The 26,239-nt window shown below is 66.9% G+C and carries 21 protein-coding genes and 1 pseudogene; 14 read left to right on the top strand and 8 right to left on the bottom strand.

Annotated features, from left to right (window positions below; translation table 11 throughout):
- The first annotated feature begins 20 nt into the window (after nucleotides 1-20).
- Both hpf and secA read left to right on the top strand, forming a co-directional pair.
- Nucleotides 21-671, top strand: coding sequence for a ribosome hibernation-promoting factor, HPF/YfiA family (gene hpf / locus ACNQVK_RS27960; RefSeq protein ID WP_418034382.1), 651 nt, complete (start codon nucleotides 21-23; stop codon nucleotides 669-671).
- A 172-nt stretch (nucleotides 672-843) separates the two neighbouring features.
- Nucleotides 844-3,689 (top strand): annotated as a pseudogene (gene secA, locus ACNQVK_RS27955) (preprotein translocase subunit SecA).
- Here secA and ACNQVK_RS27950 read toward each other — a convergent pair.
- Nucleotides 3,686-4,159, bottom strand: a complete 474-nt coding sequence (locus ACNQVK_RS27950) for an Rv3235 family protein (protein ID WP_418032125.1) — start codon at nucleotides 4,157-4,159, stop codon at nucleotides 3,686-3,688. The pseudogene secA and the gene ACNQVK_RS27950 sit on opposite strands and share 4 nt — an antisense overlap.
- Nucleotides 4,160-4,313: 154 nt before the next feature.
- Between ACNQVK_RS27950 and ACNQVK_RS27945 the strand changes: the two genes are divergently transcribed.
- From ACNQVK_RS27945 to ACNQVK_RS27910, 8 genes are all read left to right on the top strand, one after another.
- Nucleotides 4,314-6,167, top strand: coding sequence for an ABC transporter ATP-binding protein/permease (locus tag ACNQVK_RS27945; RefSeq protein ID WP_418032124.1), 1,854 nt, complete (start codon nucleotides 4,314-4,316; stop codon nucleotides 6,165-6,167).
- 129 nt (nucleotides 6,168-6,296) lie between these two features.
- A complete protein-coding gene (locus tag ACNQVK_RS27940) occupies nucleotides 6,297-7,706 on the top strand; it encodes a WS/DGAT/MGAT family O-acyltransferase (protein WP_418032123.1) in 1,410 nt (469 codons plus the stop codon).
- Nucleotides 7,707-7,767: 61 nt separating this feature from the next.
- Nucleotides 7,768-9,573: a BCCT family transporter gene (locus tag ACNQVK_RS27935; protein WP_418032122.1), complete on the top strand. Its 1,806-nt coding sequence runs from the start codon at nucleotides 7,768-7,770 to the stop codon at nucleotides 9,571-9,573.
- Nucleotides 9,574-9,582: 9 nt separating this feature from the next.
- Nucleotides 9,583-10,098, top strand: a complete 516-nt coding sequence (locus tag ACNQVK_RS27930; protein WP_418032121.1) for a DUF6912 family protein — start codon at nucleotides 9,583-9,585, stop codon at nucleotides 10,096-10,098.
- Between the two features lie 20 nt (nucleotides 10,099-10,118).
- Nucleotides 10,119-11,543 (top strand): amidohydrolase family protein, encoded by a 1,425-nt coding sequence (locus ACNQVK_RS27925; protein ID WP_418032120.1) that lies wholly within the window; start codon nucleotides 10,119-10,121, stop codon nucleotides 11,541-11,543.
- Nucleotides 11,544-11,601: 58 nt separating this feature from the next.
- Nucleotides 11,602-12,756, top strand: a complete 1,155-nt coding sequence (locus ACNQVK_RS27920) for a ferredoxin reductase (protein WP_418032119.1) — start codon at nucleotides 11,602-11,604, stop codon at nucleotides 12,754-12,756.
- A 68-nt stretch (nucleotides 12,757-12,824) separates the two neighbouring features.
- Complete coding sequence (locus ACNQVK_RS27915; protein ID WP_418032118.1) at nucleotides 12,825-14,063, top strand: fatty acid desaturase family protein; 1,239 nt, start codon at nucleotides 12,825-12,827, stop codon at nucleotides 14,061-14,063.
- Between the two features lie 193 nt (nucleotides 14,064-14,256).
- Complete coding sequence (locus ACNQVK_RS27910; protein WP_418032117.1) at nucleotides 14,257-14,679, top strand: hypothetical protein; 423 nt, start codon at nucleotides 14,257-14,259, stop codon at nucleotides 14,677-14,679.
- Between the two features lie 9 nt (nucleotides 14,680-14,688).
- Here the strand turns inward: ACNQVK_RS27910 and ACNQVK_RS27905 are convergent, their stop codons facing one another.
- From ACNQVK_RS27905 to aroA, 3 genes are all read right to left on the bottom strand, one after another.
- A complete protein-coding gene (locus ACNQVK_RS27905; RefSeq protein WP_418032116.1) occupies nucleotides 14,689-15,495 on the bottom strand; it encodes an SDR family oxidoreductase in 807 nt (268 codons plus the stop codon).
- A gap of 70 nt (nucleotides 15,496-15,565) precedes the next feature.
- Nucleotides 15,566-16,546: a ribosome small subunit-dependent GTPase A gene (gene rsgA / locus ACNQVK_RS27900; RefSeq protein WP_418032115.1), complete on the bottom strand. Its 981-nt coding sequence runs from the start codon at nucleotides 16,544-16,546 to the stop codon at nucleotides 15,566-15,568.
- 6 nt (nucleotides 16,547-16,552) lie between these two features.
- Nucleotides 16,553-17,854: a 3-phosphoshikimate 1-carboxyvinyltransferase gene (gene aroA, locus ACNQVK_RS27895; RefSeq protein WP_418034380.1), complete on the bottom strand. Its 1,302-nt coding sequence runs from the start codon at nucleotides 17,852-17,854 to the stop codon at nucleotides 16,553-16,555.
- 66 nt (nucleotides 17,855-17,920) lie between these two features.
- Here aroA and ACNQVK_RS27890 point away from each other — a divergent pair, with 66 nt between their 5' ends.
- The 4 genes from ACNQVK_RS27890 to ACNQVK_RS27875 are packed head-to-tail and all read left to right on the top strand — an operon-like array spanning nucleotide 17,921 to nucleotide 21,709.
- Nucleotides 17,921-18,712 (top strand): SOS response-associated peptidase, encoded by a 792-nt coding sequence (locus ACNQVK_RS27890; protein ID WP_418032114.1) that lies wholly within the window; start codon nucleotides 17,921-17,923, stop codon nucleotides 18,710-18,712.
- Between the two features lie 5 nt (nucleotides 18,713-18,717).
- Complete coding sequence (locus ACNQVK_RS27885) at nucleotides 18,718-20,232, top strand: methyltransferase (RefSeq protein ID WP_418034378.1); 1,515 nt, start codon at nucleotides 18,718-18,720, stop codon at nucleotides 20,230-20,232.
- Between the two features lie 41 nt (nucleotides 20,233-20,273).
- Nucleotides 20,274-20,864: a TetR/AcrR family transcriptional regulator gene (locus ACNQVK_RS27880; RefSeq protein ID WP_418032113.1), complete on the top strand. Its 591-nt coding sequence runs from the start codon at nucleotides 20,274-20,276 to the stop codon at nucleotides 20,862-20,864.
- Nucleotides 20,864-21,709 (top strand): enoyl-CoA hydratase/isomerase family protein, encoded by an 846-nt coding sequence (locus ACNQVK_RS27875; protein WP_418032112.1) that lies wholly within the window; start codon nucleotides 20,864-20,866, stop codon nucleotides 21,707-21,709. Before ACNQVK_RS27880 ends, ACNQVK_RS27875 begins: the two co-directional genes overlap by 1 nt.
- Here ACNQVK_RS27875 and ampC read toward each other — a convergent pair.
- The 4 genes from ampC to ACNQVK_RS27855 form a co-directional block, all read right to left on the bottom strand.
- Nucleotides 21,706-22,878, bottom strand: a complete 1,173-nt coding sequence (gene ampC / locus ACNQVK_RS27870; RefSeq protein ID WP_418032111.1) for a class C beta-lactamase — start codon at nucleotides 22,876-22,878, stop codon at nucleotides 21,706-21,708. The genes ACNQVK_RS27875 and ampC overlap by 4 nt on opposite strands.
- A gap of 15 nt (nucleotides 22,879-22,893) precedes the next feature.
- A complete protein-coding gene (locus ACNQVK_RS27865; RefSeq protein WP_418032110.1) occupies nucleotides 22,894-23,682 on the bottom strand; it encodes a class I SAM-dependent methyltransferase in 789 nt (262 codons plus the stop codon).
- A gap of 90 nt (nucleotides 23,683-23,772) precedes the next feature.
- A complete protein-coding gene (locus tag ACNQVK_RS27860) occupies nucleotides 23,773-25,302 on the bottom strand; it encodes a DUF222 domain-containing protein (protein WP_418032109.1) in 1,530 nt (509 codons plus the stop codon).
- 73 nt (nucleotides 25,303-25,375) lie between these two features.
- The gene (locus tag ACNQVK_RS27855; protein WP_418032108.1) at nucleotides 25,376-26,224 is read right to left on the bottom strand and encodes an SDR family oxidoreductase; all 849 of its coding nucleotides are present in this window, start codon (nucleotides 26,222-26,224) and stop codon (nucleotides 25,376-25,378) included.
- Nucleotides 26,225-26,239: the final 15 nt, after the last annotated feature.

Below are 26,239 nucleotides of genomic sequence, written 5' to 3'. Positions count from 1 at the left end.
CCCCGGAAACAAGCGCCACCATGGTGGTCGACCCCGACGAGCAGGTCGGCGACGCCACCCCGGAGCCGAACGCAGAGGTTGTGGTCAAGGGTCGAAACGTCGAAGTCCCGGACCACTTCCGTATCTACGTCTCGGAGAAGTTGTCGCGCCTCGAGCGGTTCGACCGCACCATCTACCTGTTCGACGTCGAGCTCGACCACGAACGCAACCGCCGTCAGCGCAAGAACTGCCAGCACGTCGAGATCACGGCCCGCGGCCGCGGACCGGTGGTGCGCGGCGAGGCCTGCGCCGACAGCTTCTACGCCGCTTTGGAGTCAGCGGCCGGCAAACTCGAGAGCAGGCTGCGCAAGAGCAAGGACCGCCGCAAGATCCACTACGGCGACAAAACCCCGGTCTCGCTGGCCGAAGCGACGGCACACGAGACTCTTTTCGAGAACCAGCCGACGGCGACGGCCGACGCCGGACTGGCCGACGGCCTGGACGACCATGAGCCGGGCCGGATCGTGCGGACCAAGGAACACACGGCGAAGCCGATGACCGTCGACGACGCCCTCTACGAGATGGAGCTGGTGGGGCACGATTTCTTCCTGTTCCAGGACAAGGAGAGTGACCGGCCGTCGGTGGTGTATCGCCGCCACGCCTATGACTACGGGCTGATCCGCCTGGCTTAGCGCCTCTCGGCCAGAGACCAAGAAACAAAACCGCACCTCGGAGCATTCCGGGGTGCGTTTTTGTTTCTTCGCGCCAGCAGAACCAGCGACTTCGACCGGTCACCTACGATGGAGGCCAACAAGCCCGACCGATCCCACCCACGGGATCCATCGAACCCACAGGGGAAATAGCGTGCTGTCGAAGTTGCTCCGTCTCGGTGAAGGCCGCATGGTCAAGCGCCTCAAGAAGGTGGCCGACTATGTCGACACCTTGTCCGACGACATGGAGAAGCTCTCGGACGCCGAGCTGCGAGCCAAGACCGACGAGTTCAAGAAGCGGATCGCCGACGGTGAAGACCTCGATGACCTGCTGCCCGAAGCGTTCGCAGTCGCTCGTGAAGCCGCATGGCGGGTGCTGAGCCAGAAGCACTTCGAGGTCCAGATCATGGGTGGCGCGGCCCTGCACTTCGGCAACGTCGCCGAGATGAAGACCGGTGAGGGCAAGACCCTGACCGCGGTGCTGCCCGCCTACCTCAACGCGCTGGGCGGCGAGGGCGTGCACGTCGTCACGGTCAACGACTACCTGGCCAAACGCGACAGCGAGTGGATGGGCCGTGTGCACCGGTTCCTGGGCTTGGACGTGGGCGTCATCCTGTCCGGACTCACCCCCGAAGAGCGCCGCACGGCGTACGCCGCCGACATCACCTACGGCACCAACAACGAGTTCGGCTTCGACTATCTGCGTGACAACATGGCGCACTCGGTCGAGGACATGGTTCAGCGCGGCCACAACTTCGCGATCGTGGACGAGGTCGACTCGATCCTCATCGACGAGGCCCGTACCCCGTTGATCATCTCGGGCCCCGCCGACGGCGCGTCCAACTGGTACAGCGAGTTTGCCGGCTGGCCCCGCTGATGGAGAAGGACACCCACTACGAGGTCGACATCCGCAAGCGCACCATCGGTGTGCACGAGCTGGGTGTGGAGTTCGTCGAGGACCAGCTGGGCATCGAGAACCTCTACGAGGCCGCCAACTCGCCGCTGGTCAGCTACCTCAACAACGCCATCAAGGCCAAGGAGCTGTTCCAGCGCGACAAGGACTACATCGTCCGCGACGGCGAGGTGCTCATCGTCGACGAGTTCACCGGCCGCGTGCTGCTGGGCCGGCGCTACAACGAGGGCATGCACCAGGCCATCGAGGCCAAGGAGCACGTCGAGATCAAGGCCGAGAACCAGACTCTGGCCACCATCACGCTGCAGAACTACTTCCGCCTCTACAACAAGCTCTCGGGCATGACCGGTACGGCCGAGACCGAGGCCGCCGAGCTGCACGAGATCTACAAGCTGGGTGTGGTGCCGATCCCGACCAACCGGCCGATGGTCCGCCAGGATCAGTCCGACCTGATCTACAAGACCGAGGAAGCCAAGTACATCGCGGTCGTCGACGACGTGTCCGAGCGCTATGAAAAGGGGCAGCCGGTCCTGATCGGTACCACCAGCGTCGAGCGTTCGGAGTACCTGTCGCGCCAGTTCACCAAGCGCAAGATTCCGCACAACGTGCTCAACGCGAAGTACCACGAGCAAGAGGCGAACATCATCGCCGAGGCCGGCCGGCTCGGCGCCATCACCGTCGCCACCAACATGGCCGGTCGCGGTACGGACATCGTGCTCGGCGGCAACGCCGACTTCCTGGCCGACAAGCGGCTGCGCGAAAAGGGCCTGGATCCGGTGGAGACCCCCGAGGAGTACGAGGCCGCCTGGGACGACACCCTCACGACCATCAAGGACGAGGCAGAGAAGGAAGCCGAGAAGGTCGTCGACGCCGGTGGGCTGTACGTGCTGGGCACCGAGCGCCATGAGTCCCGGCGTATCGACAACCAGCTGCGCGGCCGCTCGGGCCGCCAGGGCGACCCGGGCGAGTCCCGGTTCTACCTGTCGCTGGGTGACGAGTTGATGCGACGGTTCAACGGCGCGACGCTTGAGTCGCTGCTGACCAGGCTCAACCTGCCCGATGATGTGCCGATCGAGGCCAAGATGGTCACCCGCGCCATCAAGAGCGCCCAGACGCAGGTCGAGCAGCAGAACTTCGAGGTCCGCAAGAACGTCCTCAAGTACGACGAGGTGATGAACCAGCAGCGCAAGGTCATCTACAAGGAGCGCCGGATGCTGTTGGAGGGTGAGAACCTCCAGGAGCAGGCCCACGACATGCTGGTCGACGTGATCACCGCGTACGTCGACGGTGCCACCGCTGAGGGCTACGCCGAGGACTGGGACCTGGCCAAGCTGTGGGAGGCGCTCAAGACGCTGTACCCGGTCGGTATCGATCACCATGACCTGGTCGACACCGATGCGGTGGGCGAGCCCGGCGAGCTGACGCGTGAGGAACTGCTCGACGCGTTGATCAAGGATGCCGACCGCGCCTACGCCGAGCGTGAGAAGCAGCTCGAAGAACTGGCAGGCGAGGGCGCCATGCGTCAGTTGGAGCGCAACGTCCTGCTCAACGTGATCGACCGCAAGTGGCGCGAGCACCTCTACGAGATGGACTACCTCAAGGAGGGCATCGGCCTGCGGGCGATGGCGCAGCGCGATCCGCTGGTCGAGTACCAGCGCGAGGGCTACGACATGTTCGTCGGCATGCTCGATGCGCTGAAGGAGGAGTCGGTCGGATTCCTGTTCAACGTTCAGGTCGAGGCCGCGCCGGCACCTGCTGTCGCACCGGTGGCCGCGCCCAGTGGTCTGGCCGAGTTCGCCGCGGCCGCCGCGGCGAAGGCCGGTGAGGCCACGGCAGCTGATGCGGATTCGGGTGCGGTGGCCACCAAGGAACGGCCGGCGCCTGCGTTGCGTGCCAAGGGCATCGAGAACGACGCACCCCCGCTGACCTACACCGGACCGTCCGAAGACGGCACCGCAGAGGTGCAGCGCTCGGGCGGAAGTGGACGGCATTCCGCTTCGTCAGGTGGCACCCGGCGCGAGCGTCGCGAAGCCGCCCGCAAGCAGGCCAAGACCGGTCGGCCGGCGAAATCGCACCGTAAGAGCTAGCCCAGCTGTAGCGCAGTGAGTTGCCAACGGCCACTGCGCAATTCGATACGCCCGGCGATGGCGCGCACCCGCGCCCCCCGGGTGTAGGTGGCGAACAGCTCGGCAGCCTCGGCCGAGGCTGCCGGGCGTAGCCCCACCCGGCGCAGGCTCGCCGTGGTCCGGTGGCGTGCCCCGGCAGCGGCGACGACCGCATCGACCAGCAGTTGGCTCATCAACGACCTCAGCTGGGCCGGAGGCCTGCGCCGGTCGACGACTTCGAGGACCCGGCGCAGTGCCATGTCGGCGAACTGCGCGGCACCGGGCTGCAGTTGCCGGTCCGGGTCGGGCACGACCAGGCGCAACCGGCGCGGGGTATGCCCGTGCAGAACGGTCGGTGCCTGGCAGGCGGCCGGCGGTGCTCCCAGCGGCAGCGCGGGCGGCTCGCAGTCGATGACCGGGGAGGTCAGCGCGGCGGGTTTCGGGATGGGCACAGGCAACCTCCAGCGGTCGGCATTGCGGACGACATCTGCTGGAGAGGTGCAGACCTCCTCATGATCGCACGGGTTCGGCGTGCCGGAAGCACGGATCATCGGGCACCCAGTTTCGCCGGTTAGCGTGGCGAGAGTCGTCGAACCAGGGGGACAGATGGTTCAGCCCAGCATCGATTGGCCGACGGAGCCGCTGCGCTCGCTGATGTGGACGTTGCAGGCCTGGGTGATCACGCTCGTGGTGTTCCTCGCCGTGGCGGTGTTCATCGCGAGGTTCACCCGGTGGGGACGGCAGTTCTGGCGGGTCAACGCACCGTTCTTCAGCGGCCGGGGCAGTTGGCGCACCTGGGTGCTGCTGGCATTCATGCTGTGGCACACCGTGTATGCGGCACGGGTGGTGGTGATCTTCACCTACCAATACGCGGATCTGATGAACGCGGTGCAGGCCGGTTCGGAGGCGCTGGCGACCCACGACCCGGCCAAACTGGATGCCGCGCGAAGCGCGTTCATGACGTCGTTCGCGATCAGCGGGATCCTGGTGGCGCTCACGGTGATCTATACGGTGGTCGACCTGTTCCTGCGCCGGGTCTTCTCGATCCGTTGGCGGGTCTGGCTCAACACCCGACTCGTCGACGACTGGATGGCCGGCGACGCGTTCTACCGCAACCGCTTTCTCGACCCACCGGTGGAGAACCCCGATCAGCGCATCCAGACCGACGTCGAGACTTTCACCACCAAGTCGGTCGACCTGAGCATCGGGGCAGTGAGCAAGTCACTGCTGATCGTGATGTTCACCGGCGTGCTGTGGCAACTTTCAGGCCCATTGCAGTTGGGCGGCTGGGTGATCCCGCGGGCGATGGTGTTCGTGGCGTTCATCTTCTCGATCACGGTGACCGTCATCGCCTTCTGGATCGGCCGCCCGCTCGTGCGGCTGAACTTCCTCAACGAACGGTTCAGCGCCAGTTTCCGCTATGCGCTGGTGCGGCTGCGGGACAACGCCGAACGGGTGGCCTTCTACCGGGGCTCCGAGCGGGAACGGCAACTGCTGCACTCCCGGTTCGCCGAGGTGATCGCCAACATGTGGCGCATCGTGTTCGCCCAGCTCCGGCTCAACGGCTGGAACCGCGGCGTCGGCGACGTGACGACCGGAATGATCCCCTACATCGTGCAGGCCCCCAGGTTCTTCACCGGCCAGATCACTCTCGGCGGTCTGCTGCAGACCGTCGCGGCGTTCGGAAATGTCTGTGCCGCAATGGCGTTCTTCCGTGACAGCTATGACGAGTTCACGGTGTACCGGGCCGCTCTGATGCGCATCGATCAGATGCTCGACAGCGATCACCGGGCCAGGGAACTGCCCCGCATCTCGGTGGACACCACGCGAGATTCGCTCGGGCTGACCGATGTGCACGTCGGTGACCTGCGGGGTCGCCCGCTGATCACCGACCTCACGATGATGCTGAACCCGGGGGACAGCGTGGTGGTGAAGGGTCCGTCGGGGTGCGGCAAGACCACCCTGTTGCGGAGCCTTGCCGAGTTGTGGCCGCGAACATCGGGACTGGTGGAGTATCCACCCGGATGGGCGACGCTGTTCCTGCCCCAGCTGCCGTACCTGCCGCTCGGCGATCTGCGCGCCGCGGTGGTGTACCCGCTTCCGATAGCCGACGTGAGCGACAGCGAACTCCGGGAAACGTTGCGCGCGGTGGCCCTCGGACATCTGACGCAACGGCTGGAGGAAGAGGCCGACTGGGCATCGGTGCTGTCGCTGGGCGAACAACAGCGCGTATCGATCGCGCGGGTGCTGCTGGTGCGTCCGCGGGTGGTGTTCCTCGACGAGTCGACGTCCGCGTTGGACGAGGGACTTGAGGACGCCATGTATGAGTTGATGCGTGAGCGGTTACCCGGGTGTGTGGTCGTCAGTGTGGGACACAGGTCCACGATCGATCGTCATCACCGGTCCCGGCTGAGCCTGGAGGGCGATGGGCGATGGGAGCTCTCGGCGATTTCGGCATGAACGATCGGGACCTCCGGCATGAACGCCTGCGGGAAATTGACGCGCGGTAGCACCCGTGATGCGCGGTGGCCGAATCGCCGGTTAACGTGACGGGGTTCAGGGGGAGTGAGAAGGGGAGGTTGGCGCCGCATGGTGAACAGACTGTCGGCGTCTGACGCAGCGTTCTACCACTTGGAGAACACTGCGACGCCGATGTACGTCGGGTCTTTGTCGATCCTGCGCAAGCCGCGTGCCGGTTTGAGCTACGAGAGCCTGCTGGAGACCGTCGAGCGCCGTCTGCCGCAGATTCCGCGTTACCGGCAGAAGGTGCGCGAGGTGACGCTGGGACTGGCTCGGCCGGTGTGGGTGGACGACCGGGATTTCGACATCACGTATCACATCCGGCGCTCGGCGCTGCCGTCTCCGGGCAGCGACGCTCAGCTGCACGACCTGATCGCCCGGCTCGGATCGCGGCCGTTGGACCGGACCCGGCCGCTGTGGGAGATGTACCTGGTCGAAGGGCTGACCAAGAACCGCCTCGCGATCTACACCAAGACGCACCAGGCCCTGGTCAACGGCATGACCGCACTCGAGATCGGGCATGTGATCGTCGACCGCGCGCAGAAGCCGCCGGAGTTCGGCGAGGACATCTGGATTCCGGCGCGCGAACCCAGCGACCGCCAGCTGGTGCTCGGCGCGATCGGCGAGTGGATCGCCCGGCCGACCAGCCAGCTGGCCGCCCTGCGGGACACGGTGACCGAGGTGGCCACCAGTGCCAGCGAACTGGCCGCGGTGGGCCGGCGGGTTGCCGATGTGGCCCGCACGGTGGCCCGTGGCACCGCGCCCAGCAGCCCGCTGAACACGACCGTCTCGCGCAACCGCAGATTCTCGGTGGACCAGCATCGGTTGGAGGACTACCGGCTGGTGCGGGCCCGCTACAACTGCGACATCAACGACGTCGTGCTGGCTGTGGTGGCCGGCGCGCTGCGCAACTGGCTGCTGTCACGTGGCGAGCCGGTGACCCCGACCACCACGGTGCGGGCGATGGCGCCGATGTCGGTGTATCCGGACGCCGAACTGGACTCGTCGGGCCCGGGGCAGGCCATCAGCGAGGTCTCGCCTTTCCTCGTGGATCTCCCGGTCGGTGAGGGCAATCCGGTGGTGCGGTTGTCGCAGATCGCCCATGCCACCGAATCGCATTCCACCGCGGCCAGCCTGGTCGACGCGCGCACGATCGTGACGCTGTCCGGATTCGCCCCGCCGACGTTGCACGCCATGGGTATTCGCGTCGCGACAGGTTTCTCGGCGCGGCTGTTCAACCTGTTGATCACCAACGTGCCCGGCGCCCAGAAGCAGATGTACATCGCGGGCACCAAGTTGCTGGAAACCTATGCGGTGCCGCCGCTGCTGCAGAACCAGGTTCTGGCCATCGGGGTCACCTCGTACGACGGCATGTTGTATTTCGGGATCAACGCCGACCGGGACGCGATGAGCGACGTCGACGTGCTGCCGAGCCTGTTCCGTGAATCTCTTGAGGAGTTGCTCGAGGCCGCCAGGTAACCCTGGCAAAACTCGTGACGTGTTTGACCTGAGCTGCAATTCGCGGTCTGATGAATTGATCATGCCAGCTGAGATACGAAAAAGTAGATCCGACGAGAACACGCAAGAAGCCGACGAAACCGCAGTAAAGAAAACACAACGCGCGCTCACGCCGCGCGTCACCGATGTCGTGCCCCACCATCCGGCGCTCGACATTCCGGTGGAGCAGAAGGCCTATACCCGCCGGGCAGGTGTGGACTGGGTGGTCTTCGGAGTCACCGCCGCCATCGCTCTGGCATTCCTGGTCTGGGGATTCGTCAGCACCGATTCGCTTGCCACGGCGTCGTCGAACGCACTCAGTTGGGTGATGGCCGACGTCGGTTGGCTGTTCGTCCTGACCGCGTCCGGGTTCGTGGTCTTCGTGATCTGGCTGGCCATGAGCCGTTACGGCAACATCCCCCTGGGCCGTGACGACGATGAGCCGGAGTTCCGCACCGTGTCCTGGGTGGCGATGATGTTCAGCGCCGGCATGGGCATCGGTCTGATGTTCTTCGGGGTCTCCGAGCCCCTGTCACATTTCGCCTCCCCGCCGCCGGGCACCGGCGAACCCGGCAATCCCGAGGCCGCGCAGACCGCGATGGCGACCACGATGTTCCACTGGACCCTGCACCCGTGGGCGATCTATGCCGTCGTCGGCCTGACCATCGCCTACGGGGTCTACCGCAAGGGCCGACTGCAGCTGGTCAGTGCGGCGTTCGAGCCCCTGCTGGGCAAGCATGCCAACGGGCCGTGGGGCAAGGTGATCGACATGCTGGCGATCTTCGCCACGCTGTTCGGGTCGGCCGCCTCGCTGGGGCTGGGCGCGCTGCAGATCCGCAGCGGGTTGCACATCGTCGCCGGGATCGGTGACACCGGCAATGCCATCTTGGTCGTCATCATCGCGGTCCTGACCGTCGCGTTCGTCGTATCGGCGGTGTCCGGGGTCGCGCGCGGAATCCAGTGGCTGTCCAACACCAACATGGTGCTGGCGGTCGGGATGGCCCTGTTCATCTTTCTGGTCGGACCGACGATGTTCATGCTGAACATGATCCCGACGGCGATCGGAAGCTACGTGGGAGACCTGCCGCAGATGGCGGCCCGGACCGGAGCCGAAGGCCCCGAGGTCAGCGCGTGGCTCCAGGACTGGACCATCTTCTACTGGGCGTGGTGGATCTCCTGGACCCCGTTCGTCGGCATGTTCATCGCCCGGATCTCGCGGGGCCGCACCATCCGGCAATTCGTCACCGGGGTGCTGCTGGTGCCCAGCGTGGTGTCAGTGGTCTGGTTCTGTGTGTTCGGCGGTGCGGCCATCTTCGAGCAGCAGAACGGTGTTGACCTCGCGGGAATGGGCAGCCAGGAACGGCAGCTGTTCAGCCTGCTCGGTGAATATCCGATCGCGACGGTCACCAGCGTCGTGGTGATGGTGCTGGTCGCCATCTTCTTCGTGTCGGGTGCCGACGCCGCGTCGATCGTGATGGGCTCGCTGTCCGAGCGCGGCACCATCAAACCGACGCGCCCGACGGTGATCTTCTGGGGTGTCGCCACCGGTGCGGTCGCGGCGGTGATGCTGCTGGTCGGTGGTGCAGACGCCCTCAACGGTCTGCAGTCGATCACCATCATTGTCGCGGTGCCGTTCGTGCTGGTGATGGTCGGTCTTGCGGTGGCCCTGGTCCGCGACCTCCGGCAGGATCCGTTGGTGGTCCGTCGGCAGTACGCGGTGGAGGCGGTGAGCAGCGCTGTGGTCAGCGGTGTCATCCAGCACGGCGACGACTTCGTGATCTCGGTGGAGAAAGACCCGCAAGCCGACGAGAAACAGGCCGACGCCGAAAAGGACGCCGAAGCCGATTAATGTCGCGGTGTGCGCGTCTACATCCCGACGACTCTGGTCGCCCTGCAGCAGCTTGTCGCCGACCGCCACCTGCTCGTCGTGAACGGGACCGCGTTCGCGGTCACCCCGACGCTGCGGGAGGCCTACGCCGAGGGCGACGACGACGAACTCGCCGAGGTGGCGTTGCGGGAGGCCGCGCTGGCCTCGCTGCGCTTGATCGGGGGTACGGATTTGCAGCCGGGTTCCGGCCTGCCGCCGCGCCGTGCCGTGGTGGTGGCCGATACGGGGGCCGATGTGGAGGTGACGGTCCGGCCCGACCTCGACGACTCCGTCGTGCGGTTGTCGGGGCCGTTGCCGATCGACACGGTCGTCGCGGTGTACGTCGACAACGCCGACGCGGAGCCGGCGGTCCTGGCCGCTGTCGACGCCATCGACGACGCGGATCTGGGGGACGAGGACGCCGAACTCACAGTGGGCGACGCCCAGGATCACGACCTCGCGTGGTACGCCCCGCAGGAGTTGCCGTTCCTACTCGAACTGCTCTGACCGACCGGACAAGGATCTTGATGCGCGCATTCGGGCTGTTGGCGTCGTTGGCCGTGATCCTGGCCAGTGTGTCGTGTTCGGCCGGTGACGGAGACACCTCATCGGCCGGATCGTCAGAGCCCGGCCGCCCCGCGGACTCCGCGCAGGCTCCGCCGCCTCCGGCGCCTCCCGCCGGCGCGGTGGCCACCACGGACTTCCGCAACGTCAAAATCTTTGACGGGCACAGCGATCGGCTGTCGGCGCCCTCGAACGTGCGGGTCAAGGGCAACCGGATCGAGCGGATCTCCACCGAGGCGTTGCCGGACGAGCCGGGGGCCACGGTGATCGACGGCGGCGGCCGGACGTTGATGCCGGGGCTGATCGACAACCACTGGCACACAATGCTGGTGAGGCCGCCGGTGACACAGTTGACGACCTTGGATCCGGGGTACCTCAACCTGTTGGCCGGCGCCGAGGCCGGCGACACCCTGATGCGCGGGTTCACCACGGTCCGCGATCTCGGCGGCCCGAGCTTCGGTCTCAAGCAGGCCATCGACGAAGGCGTCATCGACGGACCGCGCATCTACCCGTCCGGCGCGATCATCACGGTGACCAGCGGCCACGGTGACTTCCGCACGCCCGCGGACCTCCCGCGCAATCCGGGTGGCCCGCCGTCGCGCCAGGAGGAACTCGGCGCCGCCATGGTCGCCGACAGCCCCGACGAGGTGCGGATGCGCGCCCGCGAGCAGTTGTTCCAGGGCGCGTCGCAGATCAAGCTGACCGCCGGGGGCGGGGTGTCGTCCCCGCACAGCCCGCTCGACGTCACCACCTTCACCGAACCCGAATTGCGGGCGGCCACCGAGGCCGCGGGCAACTGGGGCACGTACGTGACGGTGCATGCCTACACCCCGCAGACCATCCAGCAGGCGATCCGCGCCGGCGTCACGTGTATCGAGCACGCTCATCTGATGGATGAGGCGACGGCAAAGGAGATGGCGGACAAGAACATCTGGCTGAGCACGCAGCCCATCCCAGCCGAGATGATCGGTGCGTTCCCGCCGGGCTCCGACGAGGCCGCCAAGGCCAAGGAGATCGTCGACGGTGTCGACAACGTCTACCGGTTGGCCCGCAAGTACAAGCTCAAGACGGCCTTCGGCACGGACATACTGTTCTCGCCGCAACTGGCGCCGAAACAGGGGGCGTTGCTGGCGGGGCTCGGCAAGTGGTTCTCGCCGGCCGAGACGTTGACGATGGCCACCGGAACCAATGCCGAACTGCTGGCGATGTCGGGCAAGCGCAACCCGTACGCCGGCAAGCTGGGTGTGGTTCAGGAGGGTGCTCTGGCGGATCTGCTGCTGGTCGACGGCGATCCGTTGGCACGGCTGGACCTGGTCGCCGATCCGGAACGAAACTTCAAAGTGATCATGAAGGACGGGAAAACTTTCAAGAACACTTTGGCTTCCTGACCTGCGATAGCGGTCCTGCGACTAGCTACGCGGCAGTAACCTACGGTACCGTAGGTTCATGGCCAAGAACTCGATCAAGGTCTCGGCCAATGTGGCCGACACGCTCCGTCCCGCCGTTGCCGGCGCCGAACGGCGTCCCGCGTGGAATGTGGTCCGCCGAATCGTCGGGCAGGTGACCACGCCGCTGCTGCCCGACGACTACCTCAAACTGGCCAACCCGTTGTGGTCGGCGCGGGAACTGCGTGGCCGGGTCGTCGAGGTGCGCCGCGAGACTGCCGATTCGGCGACTTTGGTGATCAAACCGGGCTGGGGATTCTCGTTCGACTACGAGCCCGGCCAGTACGTCGGCATCGGGGTGCTGATCGACGGGCGCTGGCGCTGGCGGTCGTACTCGCTGACATCGAGTCCGGTCACCGGAGCGGCGACAGGGCGGGGTGCGCGCACCATCGCGATCACGGTCAAGGCGATGCCCGAGGGGTTCTTGTCGACGCACCTGGTCGATGGTCTGCGGCCGGGCACCGTGGTGCGGCTGGCCGCCCCGCAGGGCAACTTCGTCATGCCCGATCCGGCGCCGGCCACGGTGTTGTTCGTGACGGCGGGTTCTGGCATCACCCCGGTGATGTCGATGCTGCGCACCCTGGTGCGCCGCGACCAGATCACCGACATCGTGCATGTGCATTCCGCGCCAACGGAATCCGACGTGATGTTCGGCCAGGAGCTGGCCGAGCTGCACGATGCGCATCCCGGCTACCGGCTGCTGTTGCGCAGTACCCGGACCGAAGGCAGGCTGGATCTGGCGCACATCGGCGACGTCGTCCCGGACTGGCGTGACCGTCAAACCTGGGCGTGCGGGCCGGAAGGCATGCTCGATGACGCCGAACGGGTGTGGGCGGGCGCGGGTATCGCCGACAGCCTGCACCTGGAACGGTTCGCGGTGTCGCGGGCTGCCCCGCACGGTGCCGGGGGCACGGTGACATTCGAGCGCAGTGGCAAGGAGGTCACTATCGACGGCGCGACGCCGTTGATGGACGCGGGCGAGCAGGCCGGGATCCAGATGCCGTTCGGTTGCCGGATGGGGATCTGTCAGTCGTGTGTGGTGGGCCTGGTCGAAGGGCACGTGCGGGACTTGCGCACCGGCGTCGAACACGACCCCGGCACCCGGATCCAGACGTGTGTCTCGGCAGCTTCCGGCGACTGTGTCCTGGACGTATAGACTTTACTGGCTAGTAACCTACGGGATCGTAGGTTACGCTACCGTAGGTAATTGAGAGGAGGCTGACGATGGCAGTAACCGACGTGCCCGCATTCGCGCATCTGACCGATGCCGACATCGAGAACCTGGGCATAGAACTCGACGCGATCCGGCAGGACATCGAAGACTCCCGCGGTGAGCGCGATGCGCGCTACATCCGCCGCACCATCGCGGCACAGCGTGCGCTCGACGTCGCCGGCCGCGTCATGCTCGCGGCGAGCTCCAAGCGTTCCGCGTGGTGGGCAGGCACCGTAACCCTGGGCGTGGCCAAGATCATCGAGAACATGGAGATCGGCCACAACGTCATGCACGGCCAGTGGGACTGGATGAACGATCCCGAGATTCACTCCTCGTCGTGGGAGTGGGACATGAGCGGGGCGTCCAAGCACTGGCGGTTCACCCACAACTTCATGCACCACAAGTACACGAACATCCTCGGCATGGACGACGACGTGGGCTACGGCGTCATCCGCGTGACCCGGGATGCCAGGTGGAAGCCGTTCAACCTCTACGGCAACCTGCTGTTCAACACCCTCCTCGCGATCGGCTTCGAGTGGGGCGTGGGACTGCAGCACCTGGAGCTCGGCAAGATCTTCAAGGGCCGCGACAACCGCAACGCCACCCTCGTCCGCGTCCGCGAGTTCGGTGTCAAAGCCGGGCATCAGCTGGCCAAGGACTACGTGGTGTGGCCGGCGCTGACTTCGCTGTCGCCCGGTGCGACCTTCAAGTCCACCTTGAAGGCCAATGCGGTGGCCAACGTCATCCGCAACGTCTGGGCCAACGCGGTGATCTTCTGCGGCCACTTCCCCGATGGCGCAGAGAAATTCACCAAGACCGACATGGTCGGTGAGAGCCGCGGGCAGTGGTACCTACGGCAGATGCTGGGCAGCGCGAACTTCAACTCGGGTCCGGCGCTGGCCTTCATGAGCGGCAACCTGAGCTACCAGATCGAGCATCACCTGTTCCCGGATCTGCCGAGCAATCGGTACGCCGATATCGCGGTCCGGGTGCGGGCGCTGTGCGACAAGTACGACCTGCCCTACACCACGGGACCGTTCCTGGTGCAGTACGGCAAGACGTGGCGCACCATCGCCAAGCTGTCGCTGCCTGACAAGTTCCTGAAGGACACGGCCGACAACGCACCCGAGACCCGCAGCGAGCGGATGTTCACCGAGCTCGAAGGGTACGGGGTCACCGATCCCGCGACCGGGCGTCGTCGTGGCCTGAAGACGGCCATCGAGACGGTGCGGGGCTGGCGCCGCAAGTAGTTTCATCTGGCTTTTCATCGAATGTGGGCTTGTGTCCGAGGATCCGCCGAGATCTGAGGACACAAGCCCACATTCGTTCGTGGGCCGATTGCCCAAACTCCAAGCAACCACCCGCCGTACTCCCAGGGTCCTCGCAGACGCTGCCAATAACCTTCTGCCTCACAGGGCGGGGACAGGCGAATCGGAGGTTGTTATGAGGATGCTGCTCGCGGCTGCCATGGTGCTCGGCGCTTCCGCCGTCCCGGTCGGTGCGCTGGCCACCGGGGTCGCCGCGGCCGACGACTACGCCGGCCAGAAGTACTCCGATGCGCAATCGGCACTGGCCGACGCCGGGATGACGGGTGTGGTCGCGACCCGCTCAGGTGACTCGGAGGCCGACGACGACTGCGTCGTCACCAGTTCCGAGAAGGCGCCGTGGCTCAAGGGTGACAACTTCTCGCCGGTCACCGACACCGTGCTGCTCAACCTCAACTGCAGCGCGGGTGTGGCGTCGGCGAAGACGCCGGGCAATTCGGCGGCCAGCCCTGAGGGCCGCGCCGCCATCGCGGCGGCCAAGCAGCAGGCCGAGGAAGAGCAACAGCAGGCGGAGGCCGATCAAGCCAAGGCCAAGCACTGACGCGAAGCGTCACATGTTCAGCTCCCAGACCTTCGGCCAGTCCCTGCCGCGGACCGCGGCGTCGATGCCGCCGTCGACGAAGATGACCGACCCGACGAAATAGCTCGCCTCGGGACCCAGCAGGAACGCCACCAGTGCGGACACCTCTTCGGGCCGCCCGCCGCGCCCGGCCGGAATGGTCTTGAGGAATTGCTCCATCCCCGCACCGGTCAACGGATCCTTGCGGCCCTCCTGGGTCATCGGGGTATCGATGAGCCCCGGTGCGATCGCGTTGAGCCGGATGCCCTCGGCGATGTACTCCGCGGACTTCGTGCGCGCGTAGTACGCCAGCGCCGCCTTGGTCGCCGGGTAGGCCTGCAGAGCCGCGTAATCGCCGTAGGTGGAGGCGACGGTGTTGGCGCCCACCTCGTCGCCGGCCAGGCACGCGTCCGCCAGCTCGACCGGCCAATTGGGCTGAGTGGTGGTCGAATTCGAGCTGATCAGAACCACCGACGCGTTCTCGCGGTTGGCCAGCAGCGGGCGCAGGCCCTCCAGCAGCTCGATCGCGGCGAAGTAGTTGACGGCGATCAGCAGATGCGCGGGACGGCCGGTCGCGGCGGCCAGCCCGGCGAACGGGACGAAACCGTCGATGCCACCGTCGGCCAGCTCGGTGACCTTCGCGATCGCCTCGGCCCGCCCGTCCGGGGTGCTCAGGTCCACGTTCACGTCGGCATCGCGCAGGTCGACGCCGATAACCCGATGTCCGTCGGACTCCAGCCGTTTCTTGGTCGCAGCACCGAGTCCCGAGGCGCTGCCGGTGAGAACATACGTAGCCATAATCAGCGACCCTAGTGCCGCGCGGTCACCGATCGACGCGATGTGCCGCCCAGCGGTACGCGGGATACGGTCAGCCCTCGTTCAGGACCGCCAACAGGTGCCGAGCCGCGCCGACACGGCCGGCCGCCGGGCCGGACAACCTGTCCAGGGCGCACTCCGGGTCGGCGGGCGGGCCCATGTGGCCGCAGCCGCGCGGACAGTCGTCGATGGTCTCCGCGAGATCCGAGAACGCCAGGATCACGTCGTCCGGTTGGATATGGGCCAGGCCGAACGAGCGGATCCCGGGAGTGTCGATCACCCAGCCGGTTCCGTCGAGCGGCAGCGCCACCGACTGGGTGGAGGTGTGCTTGCCCTTGCCCACCCCGGAGACCTCACCTGTTGCCCGGTCCGCCTCTGGGACAAGACGATTCACCAGGGTGGACTTGCCGACTCCGGAATGGCCGAGGAAAACGGTGACCTGATCGCTCAGCATGGGTGCGACCACGTCGAGCGGATCCTCGCGGCCGGCGGTCACGATGGTCAGGTCGAGATCCGCGAACTGTGCGGCGAACGGCTCGGGGTCGGCCAGATCGGATTTCGTCAGGCACAGCACCGGTTTCAGCCCGCCGGCGTACGCGGCGATCAGTGCGCGTTCGACGAACCCGGTGCGCGGGGGCGGGTCGGCCAGCGCCACCACGATCAACAGCTGATCGGCGTTGGCGACCACGACGCGTTCGGTCGGATCGGTGTCGTCGGCGGTGCGGCGCAACACGGTTCGGCGATCGCCCCGGCGCACGATGCGGGCCAGGGTGTCGGGCCGCCCGGAAAGGTCGCCGACGATGTCGACGTCGTCGCCGACCACGATCGGGGTGCGGCCCAGTTCGCGGGCCCGCATCGCGACCACGCGGTGATGCGGGTCGCGGTCGAGCGCACAGCCCCAGCGGCCGCGGTCGACGGTCACCACCATCGCCGACTGGGCGTCGGCGTGGTCGGGGCGGGTCTTGGTGCGCGGACGCGAGCCTTTGCCCGGCCTGATCCGGACGTCGGACTCGTCGTACTCCCGCGCTCCCAAGGTGGTTTACTTCCCCCTCGCCTGGGCGTCGCCCGCCAGCATCTGCACCCACATCAGCGGGAAATCGGGCAGGGTCTTGGCGGTGGTCTCGATGTTCTCCACCTCCACACCGGGCACTCGCAGACCGATGATCGCCCCGGCCGTGGCCATCCGATGATCGGCGTACGAGCGCCAGGTCCCGCCGTGCAGCGGCCGCGCCGTGATGAGCAGGCCGTCCTCGGTTTCGGCGCAATCGCCGCCGAGCCCGTTGATCTCGGTGGTCAGCGCCGCCAGCCGGTCGGTCTCGTGCCCGCGCAGATGCGCGATGCCCCGCAGCCGCGATGTCGCGCCGTCGCGAGCCAGCGCGGCCAGCGCCGCGACCGTGGGGGCCAGCTCGCCCACATCGTGCAGGTCGGCGTCAAACCCGTCGTAGCCTTCGGCGCCACTGACTTCCAGATGTGAATCACGCTGGTGGACAGTCGCATTCACCTTCGCGAGCAGGTCGAGGATGGTGTCGGCCGGTTGGATGCTCACGGTCGGCCAGCCGGCGATCCGCACCGTTCCGCCGGTGACGATCGCGGCGGCCAGAAACGGCGTGGAGTTGGACAGGTCCGGTTCGATGTCCCAGTCCCGTGCGGCGACCGGGCCGGGGGACACCCGCCAGCGATTGGGGACCGAGTCGTCCACCTGCACGCCGGCGTCCCGCAACATCGCCACCGTCATCGCCACGTGCGGGGCCGAGGGTACCGAGGTGCCGGCGTGCACGATGGTGAGCCCGTCGGCGAATGTCGCACCGGACAGCAGCAGCCCGGAGACGAACTGCGAGGAACCCGACGCGTCGATCTCGACCGTGCCGCCGGCCACGGCGCCGCGGCCGCGCACCGCGAACGGCAGCGCGTCACCGTCGACATCCACGCCCAGACCGCGCAGCCCGTCGAGCAGCGGGGCGATGGGCCGGGACCGGGCCTGCTCGTCCCCGTCGAACGTCACCGAGGTGGTACTCAGCGCGGCGACCGGCGGTACGAACCGCAGCACAGTGCCTGCCAGTCCGCAATCGATCCGGGCATCGGGGGCCGGAGCGACGGCGCCGCTGACCGTCAACTCGGTGTCGTCGTGTTCGGCCGGTTGCACGGTGACGCCCAGGGTGCGGATCGCGTCGATCATCAGATCGGTGTCGCGGCTGCGCAACGCACCGCGGACAGTCGAGGTGCCTTGCGGGGTGGCCAGCGCGGCCAGCACGAGCGCGCGGTTGGTCAGAGACTTCGAACCGGGCACCGTCACCGTGGCATCGACCGGGGTTGTCGCCGACGGCGCCGGCCAGTGCTCCATTTGCTCCTGACGTCCGCTCACGCTGTACATCCTGCCTTGTCCGCGGACTCTGCAACCATGGGCACTATGTGTGGACGTTTCGCGGTGACCACCGATCCGGCGCTGCTGGCGCAGAAAATCCAGGCCATTGACGAGAGCGCGTCGAGCACGGCGAGCTCAGGGGACAAGGATGTCGCGGGCGGTAACTCCGCCGCGAACTACAACGTGGCTCCCACCACGACCATCAGCAGCGTGGTCAAACGGCACACCGACCCCGAGGACGAGTCGACGCGCCGGGTCCGATCGATGCGCTGGGGACTGATCCCGCCGTGGGTGAAAACCGCCGAGGGCGGCGGCCCTGACACCAAGGGCCCGCTGTTGATCAATGCGCGCGCCGAAAAGGTCACCACCTCGCCGGCATTCCGCAACTCCGCCAAGAACAAGCGCTGCCTGATCCCGATGGACGGCTGGTACGAGTGGAAGCCGAACCCCGGTGGCGACGGAAAGAAGACTGCCAAGACCCCGTTCTACATGTACGGCGCCGACGGTGAGCTGCTGTTCATGGCCGGATTGTGGACCACGTGGCGCCCCCAGGGCGCGCCGAAGGACGCCGCGCCGCTGCTCAGTTGCACCATCATCACCACCGACGCGGCCGGTCCACTCGCCGACATCCACGACCGGATGCCGCTGACCATCAGCGCGCCGGACTGGGACCGCTGGATGGATCCCGACGCCCCGATGGACGAGGGCCTGCTGCGCGGTCACGGCGATCTGGACCGGATCGCGGTTCGCGAGGTGTCGCGTTTGGTCAACAGCGTCCGCAACAACGGCCCGGAGCTCATCGAGCCGGCCGAACCCGAAGAGATGGGGCTGTTTTGAGCGGGATCGACGGAGCCGTCGGCGCTGTCGATGACGACGTCGTCGACGCGATCGGTGCCGACCTTCGTTCGGCCGGATTCACCACCGACGGCGTGGCCGAACTCCTGGGCGCCGATGCCGACGCCGCGCTGAGCCGGGGTGTGTGGTGGCCGGCCCTGCGGGCGACCCACGCCGCGCAGGCCGATCGTCAGCGGCTGGGCGTGCTGGTGCGTCTGCTGCTGTTGGGTACCGAGGAGACGGCGGAGTCGGTCGAGGCGGCGTTCCCGTCGGTCGGCCTGCAGACCCTGGCCGCCAACGGGGTTCTCGAATCCACCGGGGACCGGGTGCGTGCTGCCCTGGACATCCGTCCGCACAGTGACGGGGTCCGGGAGTTCTACGTGGTGTCCGATCAGGACGCCGCGGTGCGGCGTGGGCCGTTGCGCCCCGATCACGTGCTGGGCATCGGCGGGGCGTCGGTGTCGCTGGCCCGCGCGGTCACGCGCAACCCGGTCGGCCGCGCCCTGGACCTCGGTACCGGATGCGGTATCCAGGCACTGCACCTGAACGCGCACTGCGACGAGATCGTCGCGACCGACACCAACGAGCGGGCGCTGGCACTGGCCGCCATGACCGCGCGGCTCAACGGCATGTCGTGGGATCTGCGGTACGGCAGCCTGTTCGAGCCGGTGGCCGGTGAACGTTTCGACCTGATCGTGTCGAACCCGCCCTTCGTGGTGGGATCGGGTGCCCGTGACTACATCTACCGCGACTCGGGTCTTGCCGGAGATGCGTTGTGCCAGAGCCTCATCGAGCAGGTCGGCGATCACCTGCTGCCGGGCGGCACCGCGCACATCATGGCCAACTGGATCGTGCGGGGCGGCCCAGAAGGCGAGGTCTGGCGGCAACGCGTTTCGGGCTGGCTGGCCGGCACCGGTCTGCACGCCTGGGTGGTGCAGCGCGAACTGGCCGACCCGGTCAGCTATGTGTCGCTGTGGCTGGCCGATGCGGGCGAGGATCTCGAACGGCAGGCGCAGCGGGGCGGGCAATGGCTCGACTGGTTCACCGAGGAGGGCATCGCCGGTATCGGCATGGGCATGATCTCGCTGCGGGTCCCGCGCGACGGGGAACCGCCCGAGCAGATCCTCGAGGAGATCACCGGCGCCGACGAGGCGCTCACCGGCTCGGAAGTGGACGCCTTCTTCGCCCGGCGGGCCTACCTGCGCAACACTTCCGACGACGCACTGCTGGCGGCCCGGCTGTCCACGGCGCCGGTTTTCCTGGAGGAGCAGTCGCTGCCCGGACCAGAGGGCTGGCAGGAGGTCGGGGCCGCGGTGCGCCGCCCGGGCGGCCCGGCCGCGGTGATCGGAGTCGACGAGGTGCTGCGGGCGCTGCTGGCCGGTTGTCGCGGTGAGGTGCCGCTGGGCACGTTGATCCAGCTGCTCGCCGCCCACCACGGGGTGGATTCCGATGCCCTGGCGCAGGCCGCGCTGCCAGAGGTCCGTGAGGCGATCGGTCGCGGAATCCTCTATCAGGCGGAGTGACAGGCCCTAGAGGATTCCTCGGTTCTGCTAGAGTAATTCTCGTGCCACCGTCCAGGGCAAGAGGTGCGCGAGACCGGTTGATATCGGTTGCGCGTCGTCGTTTCGCGGCCGAGGGGACCATCGCTCCGACGCTGGACCAGGTGCGGCGCGAGGCCGAGGTGAGCGTCGGATCGCTCTACCATCACTTCCCCGACAAACCCGCGCTGGCGGCGGCGGTCTACGCGCAGCTCATGGCGGAATACCAGGCAGGTTTCCTGGCCATGCTGCGCGAACAGGCCACCGCCGAAGACGGGATCCGTGGCGGTGTCCGCAACCACCTGAACTGGGTTGCGGCCCACCGCGGTGAGGCGGCACTTCTGCTGGGCGATCGGCTGGACAGCCCGGAGCTGCGTGCTGCCAACCAGAACTTCTTCGCGACCATCCGGGACTGGTGGCGCCCGCACCACACCTACGGGGCACTGGTGGACATGCGGCCGGGTATCACGGCCGCACTGTGGCTCGGTCCCGCGCAGGAGTACGCCCGCTACTGGGTAGCCGGCGATACCGCCGACATGGACAGCGATGTCATCGAGACATTCGCCGATGCGGCATGGAAAGCACTGCAGGCCAGACCAGTTGAGGAGGTCTCGTGATGGACAAGCCCTTGTATCGCCGCATGGTGGCCGACGGGGACGACCCGGACGCTCCACAACGGATTCTCGTAGACCGCCGCGGTGATCGCGCCGTGGTGACTCTTGATGAACCCGACCGGCTGAACGTACTGTCCGCACCACTGGTCCGGCAGTTGCGCCGGGCTCTGGAAGATCTGGCTGCCGACAACGACATTCGCGCCGTGGTGCTGACCGGCGCCGATCCGGGCTTCAGCGCGGGCGGCGATCTGCGCATGATGCGGGCAGCCATCGAGAGCCGGTACGAGGGCGAGGGCACCGCGGACGTATGGCGCTGGATACGGCGCGAATTCGGTGGTATCGCCCGGCTAATCGCTGGTTCGGACACCATCTTCGTTGCCGCCCTCAACGGGCCCGCGGCAGGCGTCGGGCTGGCCTGGGCGCTCACCTGTGATCTGGCCATCGCTAGTGAGAAGGCCGTCATCGTGCCCGCTTTCGCGCGCCTCGGATTGATCCCGGAGGTCGGCACCAGCTGGGCGCTGACCCGGCGGCTCGGCTATCAGGGTGCGCTTGCCTACTACCTCAAGGGCGAGCACATCGACGCCGAAACCGCGCAGCGGCTGGGGCTGGTGCACGAGGTCGTCGCCCACGAGAAGCTGCTCGAAACCGCGGATGCGTGGTGCTCGCGTGTCGCCGCGCTGCCGCCGCATGCGGTCGCGATGGCCAAACCCCTTTTGCGCGCCGCGGCCGACGCCAGTTGGAACGATGCGCTCACGCTCGAGGAGTTCGCCGAACCGACCTGCTTCACCACCGCGGCCTTCGCCGACAGTGTCGAGACCATGCTGTCCGGCGGGACGCGTCCGAGCTAGCCAGGCGTCTCGGACGAAAGCTGTTGCAGGACAGCGTAGGCCGCGGTGATGCGGGCGGGTATCGGATAGTTCTTGTTCGCGAGCATCACCAGGCCGATCCGTTTGTCCGGTACGAACACGGCATAGGCGCCGAAACCATCTGTAGAGCCGGTCTTGTTGAACAGCTTCGGAGTTGGGGTCGGTTGGGGAGTGACCGGCGTAACCGGGTTCGGCTCCATGGCCATGGTGGTCGAGTTGCCGGCCAACAGCCGGTCGAGGCTGACCGGGTAGGAATACTGTTCCCAGCCGAGCCCTTGGGTCATGTCCCCGGTTCTGAAATATCCGACGTGCGTTCCCTGGACAGCATCGCGCATCGGTGCCTCAAGGTCATTCGGCGCGATGTTGGTCTCGACGAAACGCAGTAAGTCAGCCGCAGAGGATTTGACGCCGTAGGCTTCGGCATCGAAAACGCCTGGGTTCACCCGGATCGGCTCGTTGTCGGCGTTGTAGCCCCACGCGTAATCGCCCATCTGGGATTGCGGCACTCGGATGTAGCTGTGGTGGAGCTGCAGCTTCGGGAAGATCTCCCCTTCGATCAGGTCGCCGAAGTCACGGTTCATCGCCAGCGAGGTGAGGTGGCCGAGCAGGCCGATGCTGGGGTTGGAGTATCGCCGCTGCCTGCCGGGTGCGGCATCGGGTTCCCACTGCTGAAAGTAGGTGAGCATCTGGGCGTCATCTGTGACATCCGGCGGAAACTGAAGGGGCAATCCACCCGCGGTGAACGTGCCGAGGTTGAGCAGGTCGGCCTTGTCGATGGCACTGCCCGTCAACTGCGGCATGTAGGTGCTGGGGTGATCAGTCAGGGAGATCCGCCCGAGTCCGTGTGCGTAGGACGCCAGTGTCCCGGTGAACGTCTTACTGACCGAACCGATCTCGAAGAGCGTGTCCCGGGTAACCGGGGTGCCGATTTGTCTGTCTGCGACGCCGAAATCGAAGTAGTGCTGTTGGCCGTTGGCGGTCACCGCTATGGACATGCCCGGTATGTCGTACTGGGCCATGAGCGGTCGAAACGCCCGGTCCACTGTGGCCGCGAGCGCATCGGGGCTTCCGGAAGCGGTCGCGTTGGTGAACGCACAGAGCAAGACGACGACGGCGAGTAATCGCGAGACGGCTTTGGTGCTGTTCCTCATGTCATGCAGCATGTTTCATGCCCTGCGGCGAGCGGTCACAACCGCATAGGGTGCGTCGAAGGCGACCCGGCCCTCATCGTCGGCCTGTGCGTCCAGCGCGGCCGTGAACGCGTCGAGCAGGCGGCCCCGCATCGGCTCGTCCAGCCGGCTCAGCAGGTCGACATGCATCGGTGATTCGTCTGCGATGAAGCGCACCGCGGACTCGACCGAGTCGAATTGCCAGGTATGCGAACCGGTTCCGAACTGCACCTCGTCGAACCCGGCGGCCAGCCGGGACCGCACCACGTCGAGGTCGCCCCACTGATCGGGCGAATACACCGAGGCCGGCGGTTGGCCCAGGGTTTCGACGATCGGGGTGAAGAACGGGCTGCCCGCCTCATCGCGGACCCAGGTGGAGAACGCGAACACCCCGCCGGGGGTCAGCAGCCGGGTGACCTCGGCGACCAGGCTGGTGGGCTCGACGAAGATGATGCCCATATTCGACACCACGGTGCCGAATCCTCCCTCGGGCAGGCCGGTGTGTGCGGCGTCCGCGATCACCCACTGCACCGCATCCGCACCGGGCCGCTCGGCGGCGATGGCGATCAACTCGGCGGTGAGATCCACGCCGGTGACCCGGGCCCCGGCTTCGGCGGCGGCCAACGCCGCACTTCCGGTACCGCAGGCCAGGTCGACGAGCGCGGTGTCACGTAGGGGCTGCAGGCCGTCGGCCGCGGCGACGACCTCACCGGCGATGACGGCAATGCGCTCGGCGACGGCCTGGTAGCGGCCGGCGGCCCAGTTGGTGGGTTGTGGGTCAGGCATGCAGACGAGCCTAGATGGGGTATGCGGATACGCGGTCGCTCCCCGGGGCGATCAGACCAACGACGCGATGACCGCAGTGATCGAGTTCGACTAGTACGGCGGGGGTTTGTCGAGCTCGGTGTTGAGCCGGCGTTCGGTGTTGATGCGTTGGGTGCGGGATTGTTGACGGGTTTGTTGGCGGACCGGCATTTTCATGTGCCGGTCGGCGGAGGTTGTCGGGGCTGGTGGTGTGGGTGGGGCTGGGGTGTGGTTGGCCCAGTCGGGAAACAGGACCTGGCTGAAGGGCGTGGTGCGGTAGGTGTGGCCGGTGGGTGAGGTCCAGGTGTGGCTGCCGTCGGGGTGTTGGAGGTCGGTCCAGCCATTCGCGCCGGCCTGAAACGTCTTGATCAGGTGGTGGGTTCGGCACTTGGGGCCGAGGTTGCCGGGGTGGGTGGCTCCGGCCGGCCACGGGTCGGTGTGGTCGAGGTCGCAGTGGTGAGCTGATACCCCGCAGCCGGGGAACATGCACACGAGGTCGCGCATCCGGACGAATGTGGCCAGCATCGTCGAGGGCCGGTAATGCGGTTGGGCGGTGAGGTCATCGGGGTGGGCGACGTGTTTGACGGTCGCTCCAGTGGCGATCAGTTCGGCCAGCAGCGGCGCGGGTACGACCCCGCCGCCGAGAATGACTGCGGGACTGCCGGATACGGCTGGCGTGCGATCGGCGGGGTAGTCGCTGAGGTCGGGTTTGCCGTGGATGCGTGGGTCCCGGGGTGGTTGCGCCGGGGCTTGGGCATCGTCGCTGTGGGCGCTGGTGGCGGACTCGGGCAGGGTTTGCGCGAGGAGGTGGATCACCACGGCGCGAGAGCGGGGATCAATGCCGGTGGCTTCGCAGTCCGGGCTGCCGCACTGGCAGGTGAGGTGGTCGGCTCCGGCGCCGATGGCGCCGAGCGCATCGGAGCGGCGCTGCCCGATGGTGCGCGGGTCGTTGTCGCAGACCCCTTGGGTCATGGTGTTGAGCAGATTCTTGAGCAGGGCTGCGTCGGTGGCCAGCAGCCGTCCCCAGATGGAGACGGTGCCGTTGGGATCGTCGGGGTCGCCGAAGTGGATGTCGCGGTCTCGGGCAGCGGTGCGGGTCTTTCGCACTGCGGCGGGATCGAACTTCTCCACCCAGACATCTATGGCTTGTTCTGTCTTGTTCGCGGTCAATGCGCCGTAGGTGATGGCGGCGCCCGCCAGGGCGGTGTCGATCAGTCTCAGTGCGTCTTCGTCGATGACGAGTTGCGTTCGCCAGGTGATGGTGGAGATTACTTTCGCCGAGATGTCTCCGCGGGCGAAGACGGCGCCGACTTTGGGGAGTCGTTCGCGCAAGGCCTGGGCGATGCGCATCTGGGTGGAGGCGGCACGGCGACTGAGGTTGCAGGCGGCGCTTATCGCGGCCGTGGCGGTTTCCCAGCCGTCGATCGCGCAGTAGGCGGAAGCGTCGTCCTCGTCGTCGCAGTGCCGCGCGACGATCTCGGCGATGACAGCCAGGCGCGCGGCGGCCTCTACGGCTTCGGTGCGGGTGTGGTGTTCGAGGGTGTCGATCAGCGCGGCGTCGGTGAGTTCACCGAGCACCGGCCGATCGAGCAATTCGAACACATGTTCGATAGTAGTCGAGAAATGGCACTCCGGCAACGTTTTTCAGGTTGTCGCTGAAGGTCGCCGCGCCAGGCTAGGGCTGGACGTATCCCGGCGGGTTGGGAGTGTCCACCCACAGGTCCACGCCGAGGTCCGATCCGGGTACGCAGTCGTACACCGACAGATCGGTCACGCCGTTGTCGAGCAGCACGTCCTCACACAGCAGGCTCTGCCCGGTGTACTCCCGCGCGGGCTTGTTGAACACCGTGTAGGCGGCGTCGGCGTAGACGTCGGGCTTGCGGGCCCGGCCCATCGCCTCGTCGCCGCCGAGCAGGTTCTGCACCGCTGCGGTGGCCACCAGGGTCCGCGGCCACAGCGTGTTCGAAGCGATGCCTGCTTCACGCATCTCTTCGGCGATACCCAACGCACACAACGTCATTCCGAACTTCGCCATCATGTAGGCGGTCGGCTTGAGCCACTCGGACTCCAGCCGGATCGGCGGGGACAGGGTGAGGATGTGCGGGTTCTCGCGGCCCTTCATGTGCGGGATACACGCCTGCGACACCGCATAGGTGCCGCGGATCTGGATGCCGTTCATCAGGTCGAAGCGCTTGAGCGGCACTTCCTCGATCGAGCCGAGGTTGATGGCCGATGCGTTGTTGACGCAGATGTCGATGCCGCCGAACTGCTCGACGGCCTTGGCGACCGCGGCTGCCACCGAGTCGCCGTCGCGGACGTCACCGACGATCGGCAGGGCCTGCCCGCCGGCCTCCTCGATCTCCTTGGCGGCGGTGTAAACGGTGCCTTCGAGCTTGGGATGGGGTTCGGCCGTCTTGGCGACCAGCGCGATGTTGGCGCCGTCGGCAGCGGCTTTCTTGGCGATGGCCAGGCCGATACCGCGGCTGGCGCCGGAGATGAACATGGTCTTCCCGGACAGAGTCATAGACACACGATATGC

Source organism: Mycobacterium sp. 134 (genome assembly GCF_048282715.1).
Lineage (GTDB): Bacteria > Actinomycetota > Actinomycetes > Mycobacteriales > Mycobacteriaceae > Mycobacterium > Mycobacterium septicum.
The sequence above is the reverse complement of the archived record's forward strand: the minus strand, read 5'-3'. Positions and strand labels throughout refer to the sequence as shown.